28 protein-coding genes, 1 tRNA gene and 2 pseudogenes are annotated in these 23,142 nt (G+C 50.7%); 11 read left to right on the top strand and 20 right to left on the bottom strand.

Features of this window, described 5'->3' with window-relative positions; translation table 11 throughout:
* Window positions 1-52 precede the first annotated feature (52 nt).
* The 16 genes and pseudogenes from KWG61_RS12040 to KWG61_RS16455 form a co-directional block, all read right to left on the bottom strand.
* Window positions 53-646 (bottom strand): ABC transporter ATP-binding protein, encoded by a 594-nt coding sequence (locus KWG61_RS12040; protein WP_367614208.1) that lies wholly within the window; start codon window positions 644-646, stop codon window positions 53-55.
* The gene (locus KWG61_RS17715; RefSeq protein WP_367614207.1) at window positions 643-912 is read right to left on the bottom strand and encodes an ATP-binding cassette domain-containing protein; all 270 of its coding nucleotides are present in this window, start codon (window positions 910-912) and stop codon (window positions 643-645) included. The genes KWG61_RS12040 and KWG61_RS17715 overlap by 4 nt, the downstream gene beginning before the upstream one ends.
* Window positions 913-930: 18 nt before the next feature.
* Window positions 931-1,667 (bottom strand): annotated as a pseudogene (locus KWG61_RS12035) (FecCD family ABC transporter permease).
* Window positions 1,660-1,896 (bottom strand): hypothetical protein, encoded by a 237-nt coding sequence (locus KWG61_RS12030; RefSeq protein WP_242743965.1) that lies wholly within the window; start codon window positions 1,894-1,896, stop codon window positions 1,660-1,662. Before KWG61_RS12030 ends, KWG61_RS12035 begins: the two are co-directional and overlap by 8 nt.
* Window positions 1,889-2,892: pseudogene (locus KWG61_RS12025) on the bottom strand (FecCD family ABC transporter permease). The gene KWG61_RS12030 and the pseudogene KWG61_RS12025 overlap by 8 nt, the downstream one beginning before the upstream one ends.
* Before the next feature lie 2 nt (window positions 2,893-2,894).
* On the bottom strand, window positions 2,895-3,197 hold the full coding sequence (locus KWG61_RS12020) for a hypothetical protein (RefSeq protein WP_242743963.1): 303 nt from the start codon (window positions 3,195-3,197) through the stop codon (window positions 2,895-2,897).
* The gene (locus tag KWG61_RS12015) at window positions 3,185-3,853 is read right to left on the bottom strand and encodes an ABC transporter substrate-binding protein (protein WP_242743961.1); all 669 of its coding nucleotides are present in this window, start codon (window positions 3,851-3,853) and stop codon (window positions 3,185-3,187) included. The genes KWG61_RS12020 and KWG61_RS12015 overlap by 13 nt, the downstream gene beginning before the upstream one ends.
* Window positions 3,854-4,340: 487 nt before the next feature.
* Window positions 4,341-5,132, bottom strand: a complete 792-nt coding sequence (locus KWG61_RS12010; protein ID WP_242743451.1) for a transposase — start codon at window positions 5,130-5,132, stop codon at window positions 4,341-4,343.
* The gene (locus tag KWG61_RS12005; protein ID WP_242743450.1) at window positions 5,129-5,572 is read right to left on the bottom strand and encodes a hypothetical protein; all 444 of its coding nucleotides are present in this window, start codon (window positions 5,570-5,572) and stop codon (window positions 5,129-5,131) included. Before KWG61_RS12005 ends, KWG61_RS12010 begins: the two co-directional genes overlap by 4 nt.
* A 273-nt stretch (window positions 5,573-5,845) precedes the next feature.
* Window positions 5,846-6,355, bottom strand: a complete 510-nt coding sequence (locus tag KWG61_RS12000) for a nitroreductase family protein (protein WP_230268281.1) — start codon at window positions 6,353-6,355, stop codon at window positions 5,846-5,848.
* Between the two features lie 187 nt (window positions 6,356-6,542).
* Window positions 6,543-6,995 (bottom strand): NYN domain-containing protein, encoded by a 453-nt coding sequence (locus KWG61_RS11995; RefSeq protein ID WP_242743960.1) that lies wholly within the window; start codon window positions 6,993-6,995, stop codon window positions 6,543-6,545.
* A 1-nt stretch (window position 6,996) separates the two neighbouring features.
* Complete coding sequence (locus KWG61_RS11990; RefSeq protein WP_242743957.1) at window positions 6,997-7,470, bottom strand: hypothetical protein; 474 nt, start codon at window positions 7,468-7,470, stop codon at window positions 6,997-6,999.
* Window positions 7,471-7,489: 19 nt separating this feature from the next.
* On the bottom strand, window positions 7,490-8,560 hold the full coding sequence (locus KWG61_RS11985; protein WP_242743956.1) for a hypothetical protein: 1,071 nt from the start codon (window positions 8,558-8,560) through the stop codon (window positions 7,490-7,492).
* 94 nt (window positions 8,561-8,654) lie between these two features.
* Window positions 8,655-9,113 carry a GTP-binding protein gene (locus KWG61_RS11980; RefSeq protein ID WP_242743953.1) on the bottom strand — a complete coding sequence of 153 codons (459 nt, stop codon included), beginning with the start codon at window positions 9,111-9,113 and terminating at the stop codon, window positions 8,655-8,657.
* Window positions 9,110-9,532, bottom strand: coding sequence for a histidine phosphatase family protein (locus KWG61_RS11975; protein ID WP_256460688.1), 423 nt, complete (start codon window positions 9,530-9,532; stop codon window positions 9,110-9,112). The genes KWG61_RS11980 and KWG61_RS11975 overlap by 4 nt, the downstream gene beginning before the upstream one ends.
* A complete protein-coding gene (locus KWG61_RS16455; RefSeq protein WP_256460687.1) occupies window positions 9,529-9,753 on the bottom strand; it encodes a histidine phosphatase family protein in 225 nt (74 codons plus the stop codon). Before KWG61_RS16455 ends, KWG61_RS11975 begins: the two co-directional genes overlap by 4 nt.
* 791 nt (window positions 9,754-10,544) lie before the next feature.
* On the opposite strand from KWG61_RS16455, the gene KWG61_RS11970 reads away from it, so the two are divergent.
* Entirely contained in the window at window positions 10,545-11,660 is a 1,116-nt protein-coding gene (locus tag KWG61_RS11970; RefSeq protein ID WP_242743951.1) for a hypothetical protein, read from the top strand.
* Window positions 11,661-12,053: 393 nt separating this feature from the next.
* Here the strand turns inward: KWG61_RS11970 and KWG61_RS11965 are convergent.
* Window positions 12,054-12,129: transfer RNA gene (locus KWG61_RS11965), tRNA-Lys, on the bottom strand.
* 294 nt (window positions 12,130-12,423) lie between these two features.
* Between KWG61_RS11965 and KWG61_RS11960 the strand changes: the two genes are divergently transcribed.
* From KWG61_RS11960 to KWG61_RS11950, 3 genes are all read left to right on the top strand, one after another.
* Complete coding sequence (locus KWG61_RS11960; protein ID WP_242743950.1) at window positions 12,424-12,642, top strand: hypothetical protein; 219 nt, start codon at window positions 12,424-12,426, stop codon at window positions 12,640-12,642.
* Window positions 12,609-12,851, top strand: a complete 243-nt coding sequence (locus KWG61_RS11955) for a hypothetical protein (protein ID WP_242743948.1) — start codon at window positions 12,609-12,611, stop codon at window positions 12,849-12,851. Before KWG61_RS11960 ends, KWG61_RS11955 begins: the two co-directional genes overlap by 34 nt.
* Window positions 12,852-12,988: 137 nt before the next feature.
* Complete coding sequence (locus KWG61_RS11950; protein ID WP_242743946.1) at window positions 12,989-13,534, top strand: peptidoglycan bridge formation glycyltransferase FemA/FemB family protein; 546 nt, start codon at window positions 12,989-12,991, stop codon at window positions 13,532-13,534.
* A 525-nt stretch (window positions 13,535-14,059) separates the two neighbouring features.
* Here the strand turns inward: KWG61_RS11950 and KWG61_RS11945 are convergent.
* The 3 genes from KWG61_RS11945 to KWG61_RS11935 form a co-directional block, all read right to left on the bottom strand.
* A complete protein-coding gene (locus KWG61_RS11945) occupies window positions 14,060-15,295 on the bottom strand; it encodes a hypothetical protein (protein WP_242743944.1) in 1,236 nt (411 codons plus the stop codon).
* Window positions 15,296-15,360: 65 nt separating this feature from the next.
* A complete protein-coding gene (locus KWG61_RS11940; RefSeq protein WP_242743941.1) occupies window positions 15,361-15,606 on the bottom strand; it encodes a hypothetical protein in 246 nt (81 codons plus the stop codon).
* 64 nt (window positions 15,607-15,670) lie between these two features.
* On the bottom strand, window positions 15,671-16,183 hold the full coding sequence (locus KWG61_RS11935; RefSeq protein WP_242743938.1) for a hypothetical protein: 513 nt from the start codon (window positions 16,181-16,183) through the stop codon (window positions 15,671-15,673).
* 515 nt (window positions 16,184-16,698) lie between these two features.
* Here KWG61_RS11935 and KWG61_RS11930 point away from each other — a divergent pair.
* The 7 genes from KWG61_RS11930 (at window position 16,699) to KWG61_RS11900 (ending at window position 23,103) form a co-directional block, all read left to right on the top strand.
* A complete protein-coding gene (locus tag KWG61_RS11930) occupies window positions 16,699-17,145 on the top strand; it encodes a hypothetical protein (RefSeq protein WP_230268287.1) in 447 nt (148 codons plus the stop codon).
* Complete coding sequence (locus KWG61_RS11925) at window positions 17,105-17,605, top strand: LamG domain-containing protein (RefSeq protein WP_242743935.1); 501 nt, start codon at window positions 17,105-17,107, stop codon at window positions 17,603-17,605. Before KWG61_RS11930 ends, KWG61_RS11925 begins: the two co-directional genes overlap by 41 nt.
* A gap of 5 nt (window positions 17,606-17,610) precedes the next feature.
* Entirely contained in the window at window positions 17,611-20,322 is a 2,712-nt protein-coding gene (locus KWG61_RS11920) for an alpha-L-arabinofuranosidase C-terminal domain-containing protein (RefSeq protein WP_242743933.1), read from the top strand.
* A 463-nt stretch (window positions 20,323-20,785) separates the two neighbouring features.
* Window positions 20,786-21,172: an IS66 family insertion sequence element accessory protein TnpB gene (gene tnpB / locus KWG61_RS11915; protein WP_230268547.1), complete on the top strand. Its 387-nt coding sequence runs from the start codon at window positions 20,786-20,788 to the stop codon at window positions 21,170-21,172.
* A gap of 92 nt (window positions 21,173-21,264) precedes the next feature.
* Entirely contained in the window at window positions 21,265-21,708 is a 444-nt protein-coding gene (locus tag KWG61_RS11910; RefSeq protein ID WP_242743428.1) for a hypothetical protein, read from the top strand.
* Window positions 21,709-21,745: 37 nt separating this feature from the next.
* Complete coding sequence (locus KWG61_RS11905) at window positions 21,746-22,678, top strand: transposase (protein WP_242743932.1); 933 nt, start codon at window positions 21,746-21,748, stop codon at window positions 22,676-22,678.
* Window positions 22,561-23,103: a transposase gene (locus KWG61_RS11900; RefSeq protein WP_242745692.1), complete on the top strand. Its 543-nt coding sequence runs from the start codon at window positions 22,561-22,563 to the stop codon at window positions 23,101-23,103. The genes KWG61_RS11905 and KWG61_RS11900 overlap by 118 nt, the downstream gene beginning before the upstream one ends.
* The last annotated feature ends 39 nt before the right edge of the window (window positions 23,104-23,142 follow it).

Raw genomic sequence — 23,142 nt, 5'->3', positions numbered from 1 at the left:
AGTACTCACAAAAAATCGGCTGGACATCCGGCCGATTTTTTCGATTTCAAAATCAGGATCCGGAAAGCAGCCGATACGAAACCATGGTCGGCTTGCCGGTCCAGGGATCCTTTTCGATCAGGGCGTCCAGACTGAAAACGTCTTTCAAAACCGGAGCACTCATGATCTGTCCCACATTTCCTTCGTGCAGGATCAGTCCGTCTTTCATGGCGACCAGATAGTCGGAAAAGCGTGCGGCCATATTCAGATCGTGGATGACGATGACGATTGTCTTCTGCTTTTCCTTATTCAGCCGTTCAAGCAGTTCGAGAATTTCCAGCTGATGCGCCATATCGAGATACGTCGTCGGCTCATCTAACAAAATGAGCGGTGTATCCTGCGCCAGAGCCATCGCGATCCAGACGCGCTGGCGCTGTCCGCCGGAAAGCTGATCCACACTGCGATCGGCCAGTTCCAGCGTCCGGGTGTCTTTCATCGCCTGTTCGACGATTTGGCGGTCTGTTTCGTTCATCGTGCCAAACCCTTTCTGGTACGGATAGCGGCCAAAGCTGACGAGCTCACGGACGCTCAGACCGGCCGGCGCCGTCGGTCCCTGCGGCAGAAGGGCGAGCTGACGGGCGATTTCCTTCGTCCCCATATCTTTCATGTTCTGATTGTGCAAAGGACTTCACCGCCCTGCAGCGGAAGAATGCGCGCAAGTCCCTTAAGCAGAGTGGACTTGCCGCAGCCGTTTGGGCCGATGATGCTCGTGATCTGCCCCTGCGGAATTTTTACGTTCATTTCGGGAATGATCGTTTTATCGGAATAGCCGATTTTCAGATGCCGGCCTTCCATCGCGTACGCAGACTTCGAATCGGAAGACTTCAAGGTACGATCCGGCATAGATGGATTTACTGTTTCGTTGTGTTCCATAAAGAGACTCCTTTTGGCTTATTCCTTGACGAGCAGGTACAGGAAGTACGGTGCACCCAGCACGGCAGCGGTAATGCCGACCGGCATTTCGTACGGTAGAAACCAGGTACGGGAAATGATATCCGCAAACACCATCAGCACACCGCCGCCCAGCGCGCAGGCGGGAAGCAGATGGCGATAATTCGGACCGACCAGCCGCCGGCAAAGGTGCGGGGCAATCAGACCGACAAAGCTCAGACCGCCGCCGATGCTCGTGCAAAACGCACTCAGCGCAATGGCCCCAATCAGAAACAGACGGGAAGACTTTTTCGTGTCGATGCCAATTCCTGTCGCCAGCGCTTCCCCAAGCATCAGCCCGTTCAGGGTTCGTGAAAAGTAGAAGATCAGCGCCCCGACTACAGTAAGACCGATCGCCAGACGGATGACGTTTGGCCAGTCGGCGCCCCAGATGCTGCCCGCAATCCAGTTTTGGACGAAGGCGTACTGCGAATCGGGCATTCGCAGCATGAGGATGGTCGTCAGGAAGTGACGGCCAGGGAAATGGCGACACCCATCAGCAGGAGCTTTTTAGGATGAATGCGCCCATGGCTGTACGCCAGACGGTATTCGATCCAGAAAACGCCGCCTGAGCCCAGAAAGGCAAGGATCGGCATCATCAGCGACCAGTTCGTATTGCCGCCCTGATAGAAGACGATAAAAATCGCGATGGCCAGACCGGCTCCGGCGTTAATGCCAAGAATGCCCGGTTCAGCCATATCGTTGCGGGTAACCCCTGCAAAACTGCTCCGGAAAGGGAAAGTCCGGCACCGACCAGAACGCAGGCGAGAACCCGGGAAGACGAATATCGAGCAAAACGGGATTGCCCGCAAACAGCTCCGATAGGGGAATCTGCGCGTAGCCGGCATTCAGATCGAAAAGAATGCCCAGAACGAGCAGAACGGCCATGAGCAGAGGAATCCAGATTTGTTTCTGTTTTTTACGCATCGGTTTCTTCCTCCTTTCGGCTGATCCAGATGAAAGCCGGAACACCGATCACCGCAAAGATCAGGCCGACCGGCGTTTCTGTCGGCGCATTGAGGGTACGGGACAGAATGTCCGCCAGAACCATCATCAAGGCGCCAAGCATCATGGAGCAGGGAAGAATGGCTTCATACCGGCCGCCCGCAATGCGGCGGACGATATGGGGAACGAGAAGACCGACAAAGGCGACCGGGCCAGCAAGCGCAGTACTCGTACCCGCCAGAAGCAGGACGACCAGAATCGTCAGCAGCCGGGAGCGATTGAGATTCAGACCGAGCGAGCGGGCTGCTTCTTCGCCAAGCGAAAGCAGGAAACCTGTCGGGAAAGCAGAAGGGCCGCAATTAATGCAGCAATTAGGACCGGTGCCGCGATTTTAAGCTGATCCATGCGGATACCCGCCGTACGGCCGGCACTCCAGAAGGTCAGCGACTGTCCGGTATTCGTCAAAATGGAAATGCCCTGGGTCAGCGCGGTTAAGAACATGCTTACCGCAAGACCGGCCAGAACGAGGCGGGTTGCATCCAGTTTTCGATGCTTCAGTAATAGCAGACCGAACACCAGAAAGACGGAAACGGCCGCCCCAAGAAAGGAGACAAAAATCGTCAGACCAAACGTGACATTGGAAAAGAACGCCAGACAGAGCGCCACACCGAAGGAGGCACCCGCGTTAATGCCAAGCAGACCGCTGTCCGCTAAGGGATTTCGCGTCATGCCCTGCATGAGCGCGCCGGCACTGGCCAGACCGGCCCCGACAAGAAGGTCGCCGATCGTTCGCGGCAGGCGCAGTTCCACGACGGCGATTTGCTGGTGACTGGTCAGATCCGGGCGAAAGAGCGCTTCGAGTACGGTCTGCCAGGAAATGTCCGTACTGCCCAGAAAGACAGAAAGGATCGCAGCGAAAACCGCTGCGATCGTAAGAATCACCAGAAAGAAGATCGTTTTCTTCGTACTGGTCTGCATCATTAGTTCTCCTGGAATTTCTCGAAAAATTCGATGAACAGATCGGCCTGCTTATTGAGCGTAATCGGATCGCGATGCATGAAGGCTACCTGTTCATATGGGAACGTCTTGCCGTTCTGTACGGCCGGCAAAGAATTCCAGAGATTGGAAGACGTTACGAAAGCCGGATCGGTACCGTCCAGTACGCCATACAGAACGAAGTCGCCGGCATACTCGGGCAGAGCTTCCAGAGAAATGACTTTATACGTTTCGTCCCCGTCGACCATGGTGCTCTGAATAGGTTCTGGGGCTTTCAGTCCCCACATGTCATAAAGGATGGATCCGCCCCGGGCAAAGTGAGAGCCCATGGTGTAAATCTGCTGCGGCCAGACTTCGAGAATCGAAACGGTCTGATCGCCGACGATGTTCTGGATTTCTTCCTTTTGGAATCCACTTTTTCATTGAAGGCTGTGATATAGTCTTCCGCTTCTTTGGATTTGCCTACAAGATCGGCAACGTAGCGGAATGTATCTTCATCGCTGCGCTTGCCGTCCTGAATGTAAACGGTCGGCGCAATTTTTGAATACTTGTCGTAGTCCGCTTCGGTAATGGTGACAATCAGATCCGGCTTGGCTGCCGTAAACTGCTCGAGTGTCGTTTCCGCGGAAGTGATGTTCATCGGTTCGATGCCGTCTGTGAGGCCATCCAGATACGGATTGTTTAAAGCGTACGGAGAAGCAATCACCGGTTTCACATCAACCGCAAGAAACTCGCCAAGATAGTAGTCGCTGACAATGCGCTGCGGATTCACGGGAATTTCCACTTCGCCCTTATCGGTCTGAACCGTGCGCATTTCGGAAGCGGCTGTCGAATTCGAATCATTCGAACTCGAGCATGCGCCCGCAAACAGAGCCATGGAGGCGACAACGAGCAGAAGGATCGCATTGCGCATGACTTTTTTGAATGGGAAGGCTGAACTCATAAATTTACCTGCTTTCTATTCTTTTCTTTTCTGTTTTATCGATCGACCAGAAAAGAGCTGGTTCAGACGATCCCTGCAAAACGTTACTGTTTTGCCTGCCTGACGAGCGGAATCGATTCCGTCCGTTCAAATCCAGAATGGTAAAGATCAGAATGAAAAACCGTTCTTTTCGGCCGAAATTTGCCTTGGATTGATGATTAGCATCGACTAACTATTTTGGAAAGTCAAGCCCGAAGACTTGTTTTTAAATCTCCTCTTACCAATGTCATTAAGTTAAGGAGGGATAAAAATCGTATACCCTGTTCATGAGCGTTGTTATTTCTTATATTTTGCGTCTCAGGCATGACGAAAAGGATGATTTTCTACCTGTTGAAAAAATCATCCTGATGACTTTTCGGTTTTCAAATCTGTCACTTCTTCTTTCTGGTATCAGCTCTTCCTTCTCTGATCGGAGATATCCTGGCCAGAAGAAGATCTTCCAGTGTACTCAAGCTGATTCTGGCTTTTTGAACAGCCACTGTTGAATCGTTTTGATGATGAATCCGAAATCTGCCTTCTGCTTGTGCTTTTTGGCCTGAGCGATGCGCTTCTGGTGCTGACGAGATCTTTCTACCTTGTTGCGCAAACGGGAACAAAGATTGTAGAGAGTCATTTTGGCATAGATCTCTGCCTGGACCAGATCAAGCTTCCTTGAATGAGTCCATTCAAGATCGGTGTTTCGTTTCAGTCCCCTGAAGCCGACTTCAACCTGCCAGCGCAGACGGTAGATCTGCTTGATGTCCTCGGTCCCAAACTCAGCTTCCGACAGATTGGTGCAGACGGTAATGAATGATTCATTCCCTTCGCAGGCAGCTTTGAACCTCACAACCCTGATATTTAAAGGGAGTTCAGTCGTTTGACCGTCAAATTCAGGCTGCTTCCTGTACGAAGAGATGTACTTATAGACATCCCAATGGTCTTTGACATGCCTGTTGTTTTTACTGGTCAGAATCACATTGAAAGGAATGTCATACTCTTCTGACTCGGGAGTCTTATAGTACTTGAGAATGCTTGTAGATGATGTCTCGTCTTTGATACGTATGACAAAAGGGACATGTTCCTTCTGCAGGCGATAGAAAGACATAAGAGCTTCGTATCCCCGATCAGCGATGAAGATGGCTTTCTGAAATGAAGAACGCTGAGCGAGTTCAAGAAGAGCTGAATCTTCATTCTTCTCAGAGCCGGGTTGAAGCAGCGCGTCAGTAAAGACGGAGTTGAGGGCGTCGAATTCGGCATTCAAATGAACAAAGTGCCTCTTCTTGCCTTTTTAGAAGCGCCATAGGTGATGTCATTGTCCTGTTCAGGAAGAACTTGAATCTCGCTTCCATCTACAGCGAGGAGGCGATAACCCTTGAAGGTTTTAACATCAGAGCTGGAAGTTGCCTTGTTAAACCGATTGAAGACGTTTTTATAAAGTGAAGAGTTGATTTTGGAACGGGCCTGAGACACAGCAGAGGCTGAAACAGATGATCCGCCCTTAAACAGGATCCAGGGAAAGGAAGCAGCGAGGGATTCCTCTGTCAGCTGAAACGGAAGGAGGACAAGCTCATGCAGGTCAATCTGCCGCTTACGGGTGAAGGCGGACTGAGAAGTAAAATTGGCAGGGTTCGCCGTTTCTGAGCTGATGATATTGAGGAAGGTGTTTCTGAAGAAAGAACATTCTTTGGCGATAGCAGTCATAGGGAAAACTCCTTTAAGTTCTCCCCATCGGCTGCGAAGCAGCTGCGCGGCGGCAGAAATTTGTCAATAGATTTTTAGAAAAAGTGAAAAACTCGAATCATTCGAGATTTGACTTGAAGAGTAGAAAAAGACCACATCACTGCTTAACGCTGATGTGGTCTGAGAAATCTTAACTTAATGACATTGCTCCTCTTACCAGAAAAAACTCCGCAGAATTCAGTGACCTGCGAAGCAAAAATGATAGTCGTCTTTTTAGAAAGCGAAGAACGCCGGCTATTCGATCCAGCGAATACGCTCTGGATCAAAATGTTCAGTTACATGAACGTCCTGCTTTGGATAGCCAAACGGAACCAGCGCAATCGATTCTAAAGTTTCATCCAGCTGAAGAACATCCGCCATATACTTCATTCGGTCTTTCAAAGGGGCTACGCCAAGGCAGACGCCGCCCAGACCGAGCGCTGTGATTTCCAGAAGCAGGTTTTCGATGCAGATGCCCATGTCGATTTCATTGTAGGGCGGACAGCTGTTCTCCTTGCGACACAGAACGGCAAGCAAAACCGGCGCGCCGGCCGCAAAATGCGAATATGGAGAAATGCCGGCCAGTCGGGTTTTCATTTCCGGATTGGTGATAACTGCAAATTCCCAGGGCTGGCTGTTCATGGCGCTAGGCGCCTGCATGCCGGCTTTGAGAACATCGATAATCTGTTCGCGCGATACGGGCTGATCGGTCCACGCCCGCACGGAAGCGCGTTTAAAAATTGGATTTTCACTGCAGGATTCCATAAGGTTCCTCCCCGGCTCCTGAGGAAATGTCGCAATACGGTAAGAACTGCAGAGCGGCAAAAACGTGCAGGAGCTTCTTTTTTCTTCAGTATAGTTATCGCGCAGGCAAAGCGCAGAGGGAATGAACGAAAAGCACAGACGAGAACGGCGCCTGGAAAGGCGCACGCAGATTGTTTTCAAGTGCTCTCTATCCTGCGCAAAGAAAAACGATGGCCTGTTCTGTCATCGACAGGCCATCGTTTTTAATGCTTTTAAGTGCTGCAAAGGCGCTTTCGTTGACGGAGAGAACTGCGCGTTCGAGTTCTCTGGCGGAAATTCTTGTGGCGCCATGGGAGAAGACGGAGTTCTGAATGAGGCCGTCGCTCGTGGCGGCAATGCAGTGAAATTTGCCTTTGAGATCCGCGGCCTTCTTTTCAATCCAGGCATCTGCGCTGATGCCGGATGGCGTGTACACAATCGAAGCGGATCCGTTTTTGGAAGAGGAGCCGGGATTGCCTTTGCGGCGGTTGCCGTCAAAGACCACGATCAGCGAATACCCTTTGTACCCCTGGTAGTTGATGAGCAGACTGATCAGCTCTTCGCGCGCATCCGATAAAGAATGCGAGGAAATTTCGCGCAGAGACGGCCATGAGTAAATCATGTTATACCCGTCGACGATCAGAACCGTTGGCAGATGCGAGAAGGTCGTAACCTGCGTTGGTTCGAGCGACAGGTCGGTTCGTTTCTTTTGGATGGACCGGCTTTTTCGCGTTCTGGTTGCTGCCGCCGGCGTTCTGGAAGACGCGGTTCAGCTCCTGCGCGGAAACTTTGGACGAGTTGATCGAAATCGAAGAAACCGTCTGGGTATTGTCCACGGGCGGAATGTGCAGGTGGTCTTCCACCTCATCCCATTCGATCGTAAGGCCGACACCGTTCGAGCAGAATACCGATCCCGAAGGATAGAAGCGGTCGAGGCTTTCGTCGTAGCCGATCTGTTCGATGACTTCCTCGGCGTTTTCGCAGCGGTCGTAGCCGTCGTTTTCCACGGAAATATCGGCACGCCCTTTGGAAAGGGAGGCAAGTGTCGTATTCAGATTCATCAGCGTGCTGACCGGACCGCGTCCGGTAATGCGCATTTTCCCGATTCCATTTCTTCTACCTGAACTTTGGCGCGTCGGGTTTCGAGTTCGTACAAAATGCGGGAAAGATCTTCGGCAGGCGTTGTGATTTCAAAACGGAAAAACGGTTCCAGCAAGACGTTCTGCGCCTTTTCAGGCCCTGGCGCATCGCCCGGGATGCTGCCTGACGGAAGTCCCCGCCCTGCGTATGTTTCTGGTGAGCGCGGCCGGCGATCAGCGTGACATGAATATCCGTCAGCGCGGATCCGGTCAGAATGCCTTTCTGGACGTGATCCGAAAGGGAAGAGAGGATGAGCCGCTGCCAGTTCAGAGACAAAACGTCGCGGGGAACTTTGGACGAATACGTCATGCCCGATCCGCGTTTGCCCGGTTCGAGCATCAGGTGCACTTCGGCATAGTGGCGAAGCGGTTCAAAATGGCCGTAGCCAAAGACGGTATCGTCAATCGTTTCCTGGTAGACGATTTTCCCGTTTCCAAATTCGCATAAAATACCGGTGCGTTCGTAAATCCGGTTTTTGAGAATTTCTTTCTGAATTTCGCCCATCAGACGGATGGAAATCGTCTGGGACGCTTCATCGAATTCGATCTGAAGCATCGGATCTTCCATCATCATCTGCCGCAGCGGCGCCATCATCGTGACCGGATCTACACCGGCCGGCAAAATCAGTGCGTAGCACAGGGAAGCGCTCAGCTGCGCTTCTTTGCGCGACGTCTCAAAACCGAGTCCGTCGCCAGGTTTCAGATTCTGAAGCCCTTTGACCAGAACGATATCGCCCGCCGAAGCTTCCTTGACGGGACGAATGGACTGTCCGTTCGCCATGAAGAGCTGATCGGCTTTCTGATCGCCGCGCTCATCGTGAATTACATCTTTGGCGTGGAGCGTTCCGCCGGTCAGCTTAAGATGGGCAATCGGCGCCTTGGCGGAATCGAGCGTGATTTTAAAGACGCGCGCCCCAAATTCTTCTGGATATTCCTGTTCTGGCGTATAGGCAAGCAGAGCATCGAGCAGTTCGCTGATGTTTTCGTTTTTCAGTGCGGAGCCAAACAGCACCGGAAATGCCTTGCGCTCCTTGACGGCCTGCGCCATGGACGCGGGGAGAGGGTTTCGGTCTGTACAAATTCATCGAGCAGCTTTTCGTCGAGCGCCGCAAACTGTTCGATCCAGTCGTCCACGCTCAGATCTACGATTCGGGTATCCAGATTTTCTCAATGTCCGAAAGCAGTTCTTCTTTGGAATAGGACGTCGCGTCCATCTTGTTGACAAAGAGGATGGACGATACCTGATACGCATCCAGGCATTTCCAGATTGTGCGGGTATGCGACTGTACGCCATCTAATGCACTGATCAGAACGATGGCCGTATCGAGAATGGAAAGCGAACGTTCCATTTCAGCGGAAAAGTCGGCATGGCCCGGCGTATCGATGACATTGATCGTTGTATCCTTCCAGGTGAAGGAAGCCTGCTTGGAATAAATGGTAATTTTTCGTTTTCGTTCCTGCTCGTCAAAGTCGAGAAAGGCGTCCTGATGATCGACGCGTCCAGCCTTGCGGATCTGGCCGGAGGTCAGAAGCATGCTTTCAATACAGGTGGTCTTTCCGGCATCGACATGCGCAAGAATCCCGGTTGTGATGGTTCTCATTTGCATCTTCCTTTCTCTCTATCTTTTTCTTCATGCGCATCGTCATCGCGGACACATGAAGACGGAGTCAGCGGCTGCAGGCTGTCCCGGTGCAGCGTATCGGTATCGAATACCTTCACCTCACAGTTTTGATAGAATGCGCCGGCATAGGCTTCATTATCCATGCCTTTGAAATAGTTTTCAATCACCCGGCAAATTCCGCCGTGCGTTACGAGAAGAACATTATGCGCCTTTGACGGATACTGTTTCTGAAGCTCGTCGAGAAAGGTGTATACCCGGGCGGCCACATCCAGAAACGATTCCCCGCCTTCAAACGGCTTGAAGTACTGATGCTTTTCTTTCTGGTATTCGGGATCATTGCGCAGAGCGCCTTCAAAAACGCCAAAGTTCTGTTCGATCAAAGCCGGGGCGATTTTCATCGCAAAAGGAAAGCTCGTGTTTTTGAAATGGCCTCTCCGGTCTGCATGGCCCGTTTCATGGGCGAGCAGTACACAGCGTCAAAGGCAATGTCTTTCAGTGCTTTACCTGCCTGATCGGCCTGCTTTAAACCCGTGTAATTGAGCGGTTCATCCGTTCGGCCCAGAACGCGGTTCTGATGGTTAATATTTGTTTCTCCGTGACGAATCGTATAAATTTTCATGATAAAAGTTCCTTTCTGTCATCGGCTTTCGTCGACGGCCGCAGAGGAATATGGAATTGACTGCAGGAAGGACAAACGCCGTACAAAAGCGGCTCTGGAAAACGCAGTCAGTTTATAAGGCTGTTTCAAAGACGTTGCTTCATCTGTTTTTAAGGAAAACCGGCAAAATCAGAACGGTCCTTTTAAGCCGGCGAACATTTTGGGACAAAGCGCATGGTCAGCCACCTGACAATCCGTTCCTGCAGGGACTGGTTCTGTTCTTTACTATAACCGGTTGAAGAAAGGCGTGCCGTTTCAAAAACGAAGAAGCCGGCTTGTGCCAGACGGGCCCAATCGAACAGGCCCGCAAATTTTGAGCAAGTACATGAAGGAGGGAAAAAGATGAGAGATTCACACAACGATTTTTTGGCGGTACCCAATCGTCAGAAGATACAAAGAAAGAAACCGTGTATGAAGAGGATCTGCGTGAAGAAGATCTTTATCTTTTGAAGATCCGAAAACGGCGACATCTAACGACATAAATTCAGCTGCTCAGCCGTCCAAACCGGTCGTTTTGCGTCCTCTGCCGCAGCAGGCAAAACCGGATCTGTCCAGTACTGCTTCCAGAGAACAGCCAAAACGAAGCGTACCCCAGACGGATTTCCGCTCGCGCAGGGATATGCCGGATATTCCGGCTGATGCGCAAAGCAGCCCATATGGGAAGACATCCAGATCTTCGGACTTTGCAGAAGAAATGGACGAGTATTCAAATCCCTCTTCAGGTTATGATGCAGACCACTGGGATCCCGCCTGTGACGAAGATCGTTACGACATCCATACCGGTCAGGATTCTGACTTTGACGATGCGCCGTACGAAGACGATCAGCCTCTCCTGCAAAGAGAATACACAGAAGACGACAGCCGTTCGCGAAGAAGCCGCCGCTCTTCCAGACGTTCCCGCAAAGACCGGGATCGGGACGATCGCCGCTCATCCAGAGCGCAGGATCGAAAGGAAGCCCGTGCAGCCCGCCGCCGCGAAGACGACGAAGATAAGGAGGACGCATACTTCAATCATCGCCAAAACAGAGAATATGTACAGGACAACGATCCAGAACCGTCTTCACGCAGATCTCGCAGTCGAACAGCGCCATCCGATGAATATGATGACGAGTACGAGACGCATGCCCATTATGAGGACGACCCTCGAGACTCCAGAGACCGCTCCGGCCGTCGAGGGAGGCATTCCATGGATTTTGCAGGCGGTACTCTATTCGGCTTTAGGTCTTGGCCTCGGCCTTTTTGCCCGCTATATTGATCTTCATCCTTCCGACAGCACGATCCAGTCGCTGGCCGTTTCACTTTCGGATCTTCCGTTCTGGATGATGTGTGCCGTCGGGATCAGCGTCTATTCCAAAAACGGCCTGGCGGCGTTCGCGAACGTTCTGCTGTTTTTCTCCTTCATGGATATTGCCTACTACTGGTATTCCTATCAGTACGATGGAACGCTTCTGATGAAGCTCTTCGTCTTCTGGGGTCTGCTGGGGGCGGCGAGTTCGCTGCTGGCGCCATTTGTGCATTACGCCAAGTCGAAGGGCGTATTCGGCTTTGTGCTTTCTGTACTGATTCTTGCGGTGCAGGCGATTCTGACCGGCTGGTCGGTGATCGGCTGGAACTTTCTCTGGTTCGTCGGCTCGATGCTGTTTCTTTCCCGCAAATCCATATTCATGACGCTGCTCATGGGTCTGGCCGGCGGTCTGCTTGGCATTGGCGTCTGGATGTATCTGCATCAGATCGGCGTGAGCAGTCTGCTTCGCCATTCCACAAGGACCGGTGAAGAATCGGCTTTTATGGTCTGGATTAAGCAGACGGATCTGAGTGTCTGGCTCGAACAGCTTCTGTACCGTCTGGGCATGGTTCCTGGTCAGTAATCAAAAACAATCGGAAACTATCTCTTATTGGTTAACGTTTTCCCTTCGATTTTCTCCCTGTTCTTTCGTTTTTCTGCCCGCTAGTGTGCGCCAGGCACATACAGCGGGCTTTTTAACGGCACAAAAAATCCAGCCGCAAAAGGCGACTGGATTGGAAAGTTTCTGAAACCGATTTTTTCGTTATAGCCGTTCGTAACGGACAAAGGGAACCGCCAGGATGAGGGAGCAGCAGACCTCAGCGGCGAAATAGAGCGCACGACTCGGCACGGTCTGAAAAAGACCTTCCCCGGAAGGAGGCTGCAAAGGAAAGCAGGATGCTAAGGAAAATGGAAAGTCTCGCTCAAAAAAGCGCAAAAAAATCGAACACTGCGAAGTGTTCGATCTGGTTTCAAGTGGTGGATCCTTAGGGATTCGAACCCTAGACCCACTGATTAAGAGTCAGTTGCTCTGCCAGCTGAGCTAAGGATCCATGATTTGTTTTGTCATGAGAACTTGCGCCCTCGTGACTGCCTGAACATAATAACACAGCTGGGCCGGAATGCAATTCCAAAAACAAAAAATGAAAAAAGTTGATTTTCAACGGGCGTGTAAAAATTAAGGCGCGTTCGATTCGAACACAGAACAGACACAAAAGAAAACCGATGCATTTGCAATTGAAGAAAGGCTGCCTAAAATGTTAGTTCGTTCGCCGTCCCCTCAAATTGGAAGAGATATTGTGACAGGGTATAATGAAGGCGCGTTTATTAAAGATTGGAAGATATTCATGCGAATTGAACAGATTACTATTGAACAATATGAAAAATTTATCGAAGACAGCCAGTTAGGCTTTGTCTTCCTGCAGATTCCCTCGTACGCGAAACTGTATGACCGTTTCATTCTGGCGGGAATCAATGACGAAAACCGCATTACCCATGCCGTCATCGTTGAACCCAAACCCGCTATGAAGATGTGGAAGTTTGCGTATACTGCCGGCGGCTTTTAAGCGATGACCGCGCTCATGACGCGGACTTCCTGGAAGAAGCTTCCGAGTATCTGAAAAAGGAAGGCTTCATTCTATGGCGTATTGAATCGTCTGTGGAAGTAAAAGAATACGACCGCGAAGGCGCCGTTGTGGAAGGCGGCTTTGACAACACGAAAGAGCATCTCGCTCTCGCCGAAAAAACGGATTTCACTGGCACGAATCGCCGTTAGGCACCGATACGAGCCATCAGATTACATGGCAGTCGGTCGTTGAGCTCAAAGACGGCATCAACCAGCACCACAAAGGCTATCAGGGCAAGCTCACTCCGGAAATTCCAAACCGGGACATTGCGGATATCGACAAGCTGATGTCCGGCAGCTCGAGAAAGTATACCCATAAGGCCGAACGCGAAGGCTTTACGCTGACCATCAAGAATCCGTCCGAAATGGAAGAGCAGGACTGGGCCGATATCGAAGGCATGCTTGACAAGTCCGGCGAATACAAGAACTTTGATACCGGATCCGGCGAAAAGCGCCGCGATCTGGCCAGCGTATCCGACGGTTACTGCAAGCTCGTCAAAGTCCACAATGCGGATGGACAGCTGGTTTACGGCGGCTACTGGTACGTAACCAACATGGAAATGTTATGTTACTTCGGCGGAATTGACCGCAGTGCCGTCCGCTATAACCTTTCCGGCTTCATCCATCATGAGATGTATAAGCACGCCCTTGAACTCGGTCTGGAACGCTACAACTACGGCGGAATCAGCGGCTACTTTGAAAAGGGTCAGGACGGCTACGGCAGCTTCTTTTTCAAACGCGAACTCGGTGCGACCGTTGTTCGTACGTTCGGCATTTTCGACAAACCGCTCAACGCGATGGGCAAAATCTTCGAACAGCGCCTGAACAAGTAAATCCGAAAGAAATTCAGCCGGCAATACAGTTCAATCCGGAATACAGGAAGAAACGGGAGCAATCGACAAGCGCTCACGTTCAGACGATTCGCTTTATAAAGCCAGTCGTTTCGATCCTGCAAATTCACAAATCCGATTCACAGAACAGACTTAGAAATCCAGCGGGATGGTCAGTCACACAGGACAGGCCATCCTGCTGCTTTTTATACCCAGACGAAATAAATACGAATATCCGCTTTCGACATTCATCCCGCAACCGTGTTTCGCTCAATAAACGTGCATCCTCCGGCACAGAAATTTGTCGATACGAATTGGCAGAAGGGGCCGTGTCGAAGCGAATCGGCGAGACAAATGTGTCGAAGCAAATGGGGCGAAGGGAGCGAGCAAAGCGGAAAGCAGCATACGGATAGCAGAATACGGAAAGCAGAAAAAATCCCTGTTCAAGTCGTGAACAGGGGAAGAAAGAACGAAGCAAATTTCTTGCGGGCTGTGGTTGATATGCAGCCAGGAAACGAGGTGTACGGACTAGTCGAGGATCTGGTAAATCACGTCTTCGGTATTCTCGTCATCGTAAACAATCTGGTAGGAAATGCCGCCGGCGTCGAGAACCTGCGCATCGCGCTCCGTACCTGCGATGTAGTCGATATCCCAGTTTTTGAGCATCGAAACGGGCAGATTTACCTGTACTACGTCGCCCGAAGGGCTGGCAATTTCCAGATCGCCATCCGGAATCAGGGAAACGTAAATGTGCGCGTAACGGTTAATTTCGTCTTCAAACTTGTGCTCCGGATCGATGAGTTCCCATTTTTCGAAATCCGGGTAGAAGTTGACGCCGTTAACGACTTTGACGCCATTGGCCATCATCAGCGCCTGACGCAGATCGTTTTCGGTCGTCAGCCACCAGGAGTCAGGATTTTCTTCACGAATCTGTACAGCGGCCTGTGCCATGGGGTATTCGGCAACGCTCGCCGTTCCCTGCATGATCGGGTTGACAAGCATGCCGCTGCCGGCTGTCCATGCCAGCATGCCGCAGAGGGTCAGCTGACGATAGCGGGTAAAGGCCAGCCAGAACAGGAATGCCAGACCGATTGAGAAGACATAGAACATGGCCCGCGATCCAAACAGCCGCAGGAAGTTTGGCAGGATCATGTAATGCGTAACCATAGCGGCAAGAACGGCGTAAATGGCGCAGGCGACAAAGCCGGAGAGCGTTTTGTGCGGGAACTTGGTGTCCTGCACTTTGTAAATCGTCCAGACGGTAAAAATCGTGCCGGTATAGCCAAATACGGTCTGCATGCGGTTGCAGGAAGAAAGCAGAGTCACTTTCGCCAGCCATACCGGGATTTCAAAGTGCAGATAAAACGCCTGGAACAAAAGGGAAAGGAAGAGAACCGTTCCGATCCAGCGGGAGCGGTCTTTCTTCTTTCTCAGCCAGTAGAAGAGATACGGATAGTACAGGCAGCAGGCAACGCCAAACTGCGTAAAGCTCGAGATTTCACTGTTGTTAAGCAGATCCGGATCGGTATACGTCTGCAAAAGGCTGACCGGGTTGATAAACAGCATCCACGGTGCGCCGGTCGCCCCATGAACGACGCGATCGCCCGGATAAACGGTATCGTTGGCCATCATCAGCGCATCTTTTGCCGAAAGCAGTGTCGGCACCAGAACGATGCAAAGACCGCCGATGACCGCGATTACGTTCCAGATGTTGCTCTTTTTCCATTCCAGCTCATCTTTATCCCGATAAAGACAGGCGCACATTAGGAAGAAGGCGAGCAGTCCGCAAGGAACCTGCAAAGAAGGGAAGAGGGCCAGAACAAAGCCGTCTAACGATGCAATAGCCAGAAGCGTGAAGGCCCATTTTTCCAGCCCTGCGCGCGGAAAAACCAGTAGCCGACCACAAAGAGCGTACTCGCCCAGAAAATCGCATCGTAGAAATGGGGCGAGAACCACCACTGCATGCCCGGCGCAAACGTCAGGATAATGGCACCAAAAACGGAAAGGTATTTGTTTTTCGTCAGGATGTGGAACATCTCGATCGAAACCATCACCATCAGAATCGTTTTGGACAAAAGTACCAGGAAATGCCGTAGGCGTTTCCAAACAGAATGTAGCCCCAGACAAACGGCTTGCCGATCAGGAGAGCGACAGAACCGGGGAGTTGTAGCCGACGATCATATCCTGACCGCCGATCGACATCTGATGGGAAATCTGGGCGTAGTCGTTGTAGTACTGGGAGAAGTAATACGGAAGCTGTACCGCATACTCATCGGCCCGCGGAATACGCGGACGGCCCATTAAAATGGACTGTTCCACTTCCGGATTTGCGGTAAACGAGTACATGTAGCAGGCCGCGTTGGACGTGTGGATCTGGAAACAGAGCAGAACCACAAACACAATCGCCGCAATCAGCCAGCGCCAGCGATACATTTTCTCGAACACCCCGTTCAGGAATTTGGAATAGAACAGGCGAAGCAGGTTGATGATCAGAACGAGCGTTCCGCACACCGCGATGATCGTCGTTTTTGTGAAGAAAACAGAAGTGAAAATGGTATAAGCCAGAATCAGCAGCGATTCCAGAAGAATCATGATGACTTTGGATCGCGGCAGTCTGGTTCGATGAAGACGGAGCGTAGAGGACGTACTCATATCGCCCGACCTTCCTTTCGTCGATGGGTTTCGCTTTCAGAACGCCATCGCTCGAATTCAAAACAGCCTTGATCAAACAGGCAGACAGACATGGCAAAACTCCTTTCTTGCGTCTCCGGTTTTGAATGAATATTCGCAGAGAAAATCGATGTATAAATGAGGACTCTAAATAATCAGATCCTGTACACACAGAAACACCTCAGAAAAATCTGAGGCCAAATCAGAAGAAACGGGTCATTAAATCCCGCAGGACTGTAACGATTCTGTGTCCAATCGATCCTGTCCGTTCAGGACAGTCAGAAAGATATTAACATTTCTGGATTTGAAATCGTCCTTTCATCCGGAACTAAAAAGACAGGAACAGGATCCGTACAGTTTCACATGTGGAAAATCGTGCTGCATTTTGGCCAGACGGAATTTCAGAAGGACTGAGGGAATGCAGGAAAACCGAAAACCATAAAGGACCAAACGGAACCGAAAGAATCCATACGGTATACTGAAAGAGCTTACACAGGATGGGAAAATTCGACGCGGAAATTTTCCTAAGCAGTCCGACGGAACTGAGAAGACTCACTCAGCCAAAAAGACGGCATGAAACGGGCAATTGTGCCGTCTGTCAAAATGAATGGACAGCGCTTTTTCATCGGAAACGGGCATACAGATCGAAAGAAAAAGAAAAACATGCGTCGAAAACCAGTTCAGGAATACAGGATAAAAACAGGATAAAATATGAAACGGAAAGGAACAAAAAGCTTGCTGTGCGCCTTTCTGGCTTTAAGTTCACTGAGCAGCGCGCCGGTTTTTGCCGCGCAGTCATCCAGCGATTCGGCCGTCAGGATGATCCGATCGACCGACAGAGTTCAGAGAAATTACAGCGCCAGAAAAGCTGCGCCAAATACAGCCGTCGCTTAAACCGCACAAATGCCGGCGGCCGAGCATCTGAAAGATTACTGGGATTTTGAAGGGAATACCCCGCTTCAGTCCAAAACGAGTACCCATACCGCACTTACCGCAGTTACTGCGCAGACCGCTTCGGCAGAAAACAGCCTGTTTGGTCAGGTTTATCGTTTTCCGAGCGATCCTTCCCAGCATGCGTGGCTGCAGGCCTCGAACTATATCAATACCGGTCAGGGCCGCATGACCTTCGCCTTATGGTACAAATACGATCCAAGCCAGGACAGTGCGGACGGATCGTCTGTCGTACTGCTTCAGCATACGGGAAGCGGAAGAACGATTCTCTCGCTGCGCGCAGACGGCCATTATCACACGTATCTGAACGCCACGGATGTGTTCTCAGAAGGAACGGTTGCTAAAGGCGAGTGGCAGCACGTCGCGATCAGCTTTGATCAGGACGCGAAAAAGTTCGCTTCTACATCAATGGAAAATTTGACAGTGAAAAGGATCTGGGCAATACGGTTCTGAATCAGATGTTTGATCTGCGGATCGGTCACCATAAAAACGATACAGGAACCAACCCGCACGGTCTGCGCGGCGATCTGGATGAACTTTGCGTGTACGACACGAAGCTTTCGGATGCCGATGTACTCGAACTGTACGCGCAGAAAGGAAAAGGACTCCTTCTGACGGATCTTGAAGAGTGGGTCGCAAAAGGACAGACTCTCTGCGACGACAGCAAAGTGAGCCCCTCGGCAAAAACAGCCGTGCAAAACGCGCTGGATGCAGTGGAAGCGCTCGATCCCGAAACGGTATCCATAAATGAACTCCAAAACGCCTGCGAAACCTTGAAAACGGCATGTCAAAATGCGGAACAGTCTCGTCCGGCCATTCTGCATGTGGAAGACGAGATTCTTCGAACGATCGATCCGGATTCCATTTTCGGCATCAACCATCGCTATGCGTTTAACGCGTATGGAACCTTTGATGACGAAACGATGCAGGTTAAGGACGAGTTCAAAACGCTGTACAAGGATGCAGGTTTTGGATCGATTCGCTATCCCGGCGGATCCATTTCCAACCTGTTCAACTGGAAAACGACGCTGGGTCCAAAAGAACAGCGCAAAAAACAGGTTCATGCCTTTTATAACAATGGAAGACAGACCGGCATCGATCCCAACTTCGGACTCGAAGAAATTGCCAGCTTCGCCGATGAAGTCGATTCCGATATCGTTTATGTGTACTCGCTGGCAAGAGGCAGTGCGCAGGACGCATCCGATCTGATTGAATTTCTGAATGCGAAAGTCGGAACCAATCCAAACGGCGGCATCGACTGGGCGAAGGTGCGCAGCGATTACGGCCATCCGGAACCGTACAACGTACAGTTCTTTGAAATCGGAAACGAAATCCAGCAGTGCTGCGGCATTAACAACGACGGCAAGACGACCCAGGGCTACTGGATCGATTACCGTTCCGACGGATCCGATGCGGTTCACGCCTTCACCCTCGGTGCGCCAACCGCTTATAACCGGATTTATGCGGCCAACCCGGACAACTGGGACGAAAACGCCTCCCGCTCCGACGGATCGAAAAACATGGTTCGTCAGCTGCGTCACGTCAATACGAACACCATGCTTTACGAAGACGGAAAACTCCGCATGGATCCGGATTTCCAGGCACTGGAAAACGGTGCCCACGTCTACGTCGGTCAGAACGCGGCTTCCGCGACGGAATGGACGATTGTCGATTCCCTTGAAAATGCCGGACCAAACGATCAGAAGTGCACGCTGAACTATTCCACAGGCGAAATCACATTTGGAGACGGAGTCCATGGCGCCGTTCCTGCCAGCGGTCATGGCATATACGCGTCCTACAGCGTGAATCATGACGGCTTTAACGATGTATCCGAAGCGATGCGCCAGACCCAGTCGCGCATCAATGAACTGGAATCCAAAGAGCATGACGTGAAAATTTATACGGCCTGGGAAAACGTCAACTTCGTCAATCTCGAAAATCAGCTTGGCAAAGCGGACCTTTACGACGGCATGACGATTCATCCTTACTCAGGAACCGTCAACGAAAGTTCAGATGAAGCTTTCCTGCTTGATGTGATGGCCAAAGCGCAAAACTGCAGAAACCGCGTCGTGAACTACTTAAACCAGATGCCGGAAGACAAAGTCCCGGCCATTTCGGAATTTGGCATTTACTACAACACCAGCGGACGTACGCGTTCCCAGCTGCACGCTCTGTATGTCGCCCGCTGCATTATGGATTATGCCGAACTGGGCTCGCCCTACATTCAGAAGCACTGCCTCTCGGATTACTACACATCCGGAGCCGATGCCTTAGGTCCAACGCAGCAGGCCGTCATTCAGGTTGTGCCGCTGGCCGGCTCAGATACGGCCACAGGCAAAGGCAATTTCGGTTACTTTGCGACGCCAAGTGCGCACGTCTTCCAGATTTTCAACGCCGGATTTGGAACCGAACTGCTCAATTCCTCCCTGTCACAGGACTACACGCTGTCCAACAACGTCAATTCCATTTCTGTTCTGGCCAGCCGCGATGAAGAGCACAACTATTCCATCGCCATCGAAAACGCGGATCCGACAAATGCGCGCGAGATCCAGATCGAACTGCCGGAAACGGTCGAAAACGCAGTGATCAAGGCGCAGCGTCTGGAATCCAATGGTCTGGCGGATGAAAACAGCCTCACCAGTCCCGCAAACGTTACGGTCCGTACAGATGAAATTCAGACGGATGAAGACGGACGCGTTTTTGTAACCGTACAGCCGCATTCGTTCCTGATTCTTCGCGTGTATGAACCGGCCGATAAGACGGAACTCAATTCGCTCATTGAGCTGGCGAAAAATGTGAAGACCGATGGCAGTGCGAAGTTTACCGATCTGAAAAACCGCCTGGATCAGGCGCAGATCGTCAGCCGTAATGAATTCGCCCGTCCGGCTCTCGTTCAGGAAAAGAGCGAACAGCTCAGCTACGCCCTCGAACAGCTTCTGGATCCTTCTTTATTAGAGACGGCTGTAAACAAAGCCGAAACGCTGAAGGAAGCCAGCTATGCCAAAGCAGACTGGACGTCCCTGCAGGAAGAACTGAGCGAAGCAAAAGAGATTCTTCGTACTTCTGTATCGCAGGCGCAAGTCAATGAAACCGCTATGGAGCTGAATCAGACACTCCTTGCCCTGCGCAGACTTCCGGATCCGGCAGCTCTGGAAGAAATCCGGGATTAAACTTTGCCGCCCTTTCTCTGGGTATTCCTCCTTTCAGACGATCGATACAGGCTGGATTTGTGATTTCGTCGATTTCGCCTGTACGGCTGAAAAATCCGGAAGCCAGTTTCCAGAAATTCTCTTTCAGGAAAAGAAGGGGAGGCGTACCGAAGCGACCAAATCGCGGCGGTCTTTAAGGGAGGTCTGTAACGGAGGATTGCCTGAAGCAGCCTTAATTCCACACGCAAAAAGCAGAGATTCTTACCCTCTCTATATCAGGGAGGATGGAATCTCTGCTTTTTATTTGGAAAATAATTTGCGAGAAGGCTGCGGGCGGTCAGAAGCCGCACAGAAACTGGACTGGACAGGAAACAAAATGGGAAACACAGAGGATGGGCGCGTTTTTCCGTAAGCGTCAAATAAAAGACGGGTATTTTCTCGACCGCCTCCTTGGGATAATTCCTTTATTCAAGGAGGCTTTTTCATGGAATCAATCATCCCTGCAATCGATCTCGGTATCGATTTCTCCAAAGTTAAAAACATCTATCTGGCTCAGATGCCTGCTGACCTTCGCAAAGGAATTGACGGTTACGTCTCCCTGGTTCAAGGACCTCTCGCTCTGGATCCGCTGGATGGATCCCTCTTTCTCTTCGTTAATCGACAGAAGAACAAGATCAAAGGTATCCTTCGTGACGGAAATGGATTCTGGCTTGTTTATAAGCGACTCTCCAGATCTTCCCTTCAGTGGCCTGTCAGCACTGACCAGTCCGACTTCATGCGAATTGACTGTTCGCAGCTGGCTTCTCTGCTTTCCGGTCTGTCGATTGTTCCCCAGCCGGCATTTCTGCCACGAACTTATAAGTATGTTTAAACCAATTTAAAAGGATGATTTTCTTGAAGGAATATCAAGATAAATCATCCCATTTACTTTATCTATCGCTCTAAATATGTTAAAATTAATACATGAATGTGCCGAACCCTTACCAGACAATCCGCAACGAGCTCCTCGAAGATCTTCATCATCAGATCAGCACCATGACGGAAGAAGAGAAAGACAAATTTATTGAGGATATGTACCTGGATCTCTATTTCGCTAAAGAAATCAATAAAGCCGTGAAAAGCGGCCGCTTTGGTCCTTCTACGGAAAAGATGGTTCCCTTGAAACTGGATTACTCTGAAAACGAGGACGGCGGCCCAGATATCAATATTCTGAATAAACAGCTGGCTCAGCTTGATCTGAAAGCCGATGTTTGTTTTAACCGGGCTGCGAAATATCAGGAAGAGGGAGACCGCTATCGTAAAGAAGCTGAAGATTTAAAGCTCAGTTCTGTTGAAGGAAGCAAGAAAAACCTTCCACCAAGTGCAGAAAGCAGGAAGCGGTCAAAGAAACCACTACCTTCAGTGTAGAAGGGAAAAGCGCATTTGCCCAGTTTGCGGCTGTGAGATGAAAACTGTTGGAATGAAACGTCACTATAGGATTCATCGGATTCCCGCTCGCTATAGGCTGGAAGAAGTGCTGCGTGAGACAGTCGCGTGCCCAAACAAGTGTACGGATGAAAACGGGAAAGCCATCATCCGCACCGCCGAACCTGACGAGCCTGCACTGATCGACAAGAGTGTCGCAACTTCCTCTATGGTCGCGGGAATTGCCTACGATAAGTTCGTAATGGGAACCCCGGCCTATCGTCAGGAAAAGCACCTGAGTCTCACGGGACTGCCGATCAGCCGTCAGACCATGGGCAACATCCTGGAAAAAACTTACGATCTTTATCTGAAGCCCCTCGTAAAACAAATGATTGAGGATCTCCCAAACTGTAACGTCGTCCATATGGATGAGACGGTTTTAAAGTGCACGGAGGTTAAAGATCGAAAACAGTCTTCTATGGTTGTCGCCGTCAGCGGAATCTATGAAGAGAACCAGATGGCTGTCTATAAGTTTTTCCCTTACAAGAAACAGGAGTTCGTAATCGCCCTCCTTGGCGGTTCTTTTCGTCATGCCCTTATGACAGACGGGCTTTATGCATATGCCAACTACTATGGCCCCTGCAGAAAGCTCAACTGTATGGCCCATGCGAGAAGAAAGATCTTCGAAGCCATCAAAGTCCGGTCAGACTTCGCGCAGTATCAGGCAGACGTCCTGAAGTGGGAAAAGACCACACTGGAGAACGACGAAGAGGCCGCAGAAGCGGCAGCCCAGCTGGACGAAACAGAGAGCCCGAACCAAGTCCGGGTCTCCAGATTCTGCTCACAGCCCTGTCTCTGTTCGGGAAGCTCTACCACATCGAATCCCACGTTGCTTCTTACTCGCACGAGGCGAGAACCGAAGTTCGGCAGGAACTTTCAAAGCCCTGCTTTGAAAGACTCACAAGAGTCATGATGGAGATTCAGAGTGGATTCGAGGAAAGAAGCACCGCCTACAGAGCAGCCAAGTACTTCATGGATCGAGCGAACTCGTTGGGAAGGTACCTGGAAGACGGTGATTATCCGATCGACAATAATGTGGCAGAAAGAGCCGTAAAGCCATTCGTGATCAATCGCAAAAACTTCCAGACTACGAAGAGTATCAAAGGTGCGGAAGTCGTCGCAGCGTTTATGACTTTGTTTCGATCGGCTGAAATGAACGACTTAAATCCAGAGCGCTACATGGAGTACGTTCTGGATGAACTCAAATGGTTCAAAGACGATGAAATCGCGGTAGATGTATTGAAGTCACTTCTGCCGTATTCAAAGGATTTACCTGAATATCTTCGAATTGGATACCGTGGACCGGATCCGAAGTATGAAGAAAACGATGAAGAATAAAAAATACGCCAAGCGGGATCTCGAAAGGGATCCCGTTTA

The organism is Allobaculum sp. Allo2, from assembly GCF_022701175.1.
In the GTDB taxonomy this organism is placed as follows: Bacteria; Bacillota_I; Bacilli_A; order Erysipelotrichales; family Erysipelotrichaceae; genus Allobaculum; species Allobaculum fili.
This window is presented reverse-complemented; position numbering and strand designations above follow the sequence as displayed.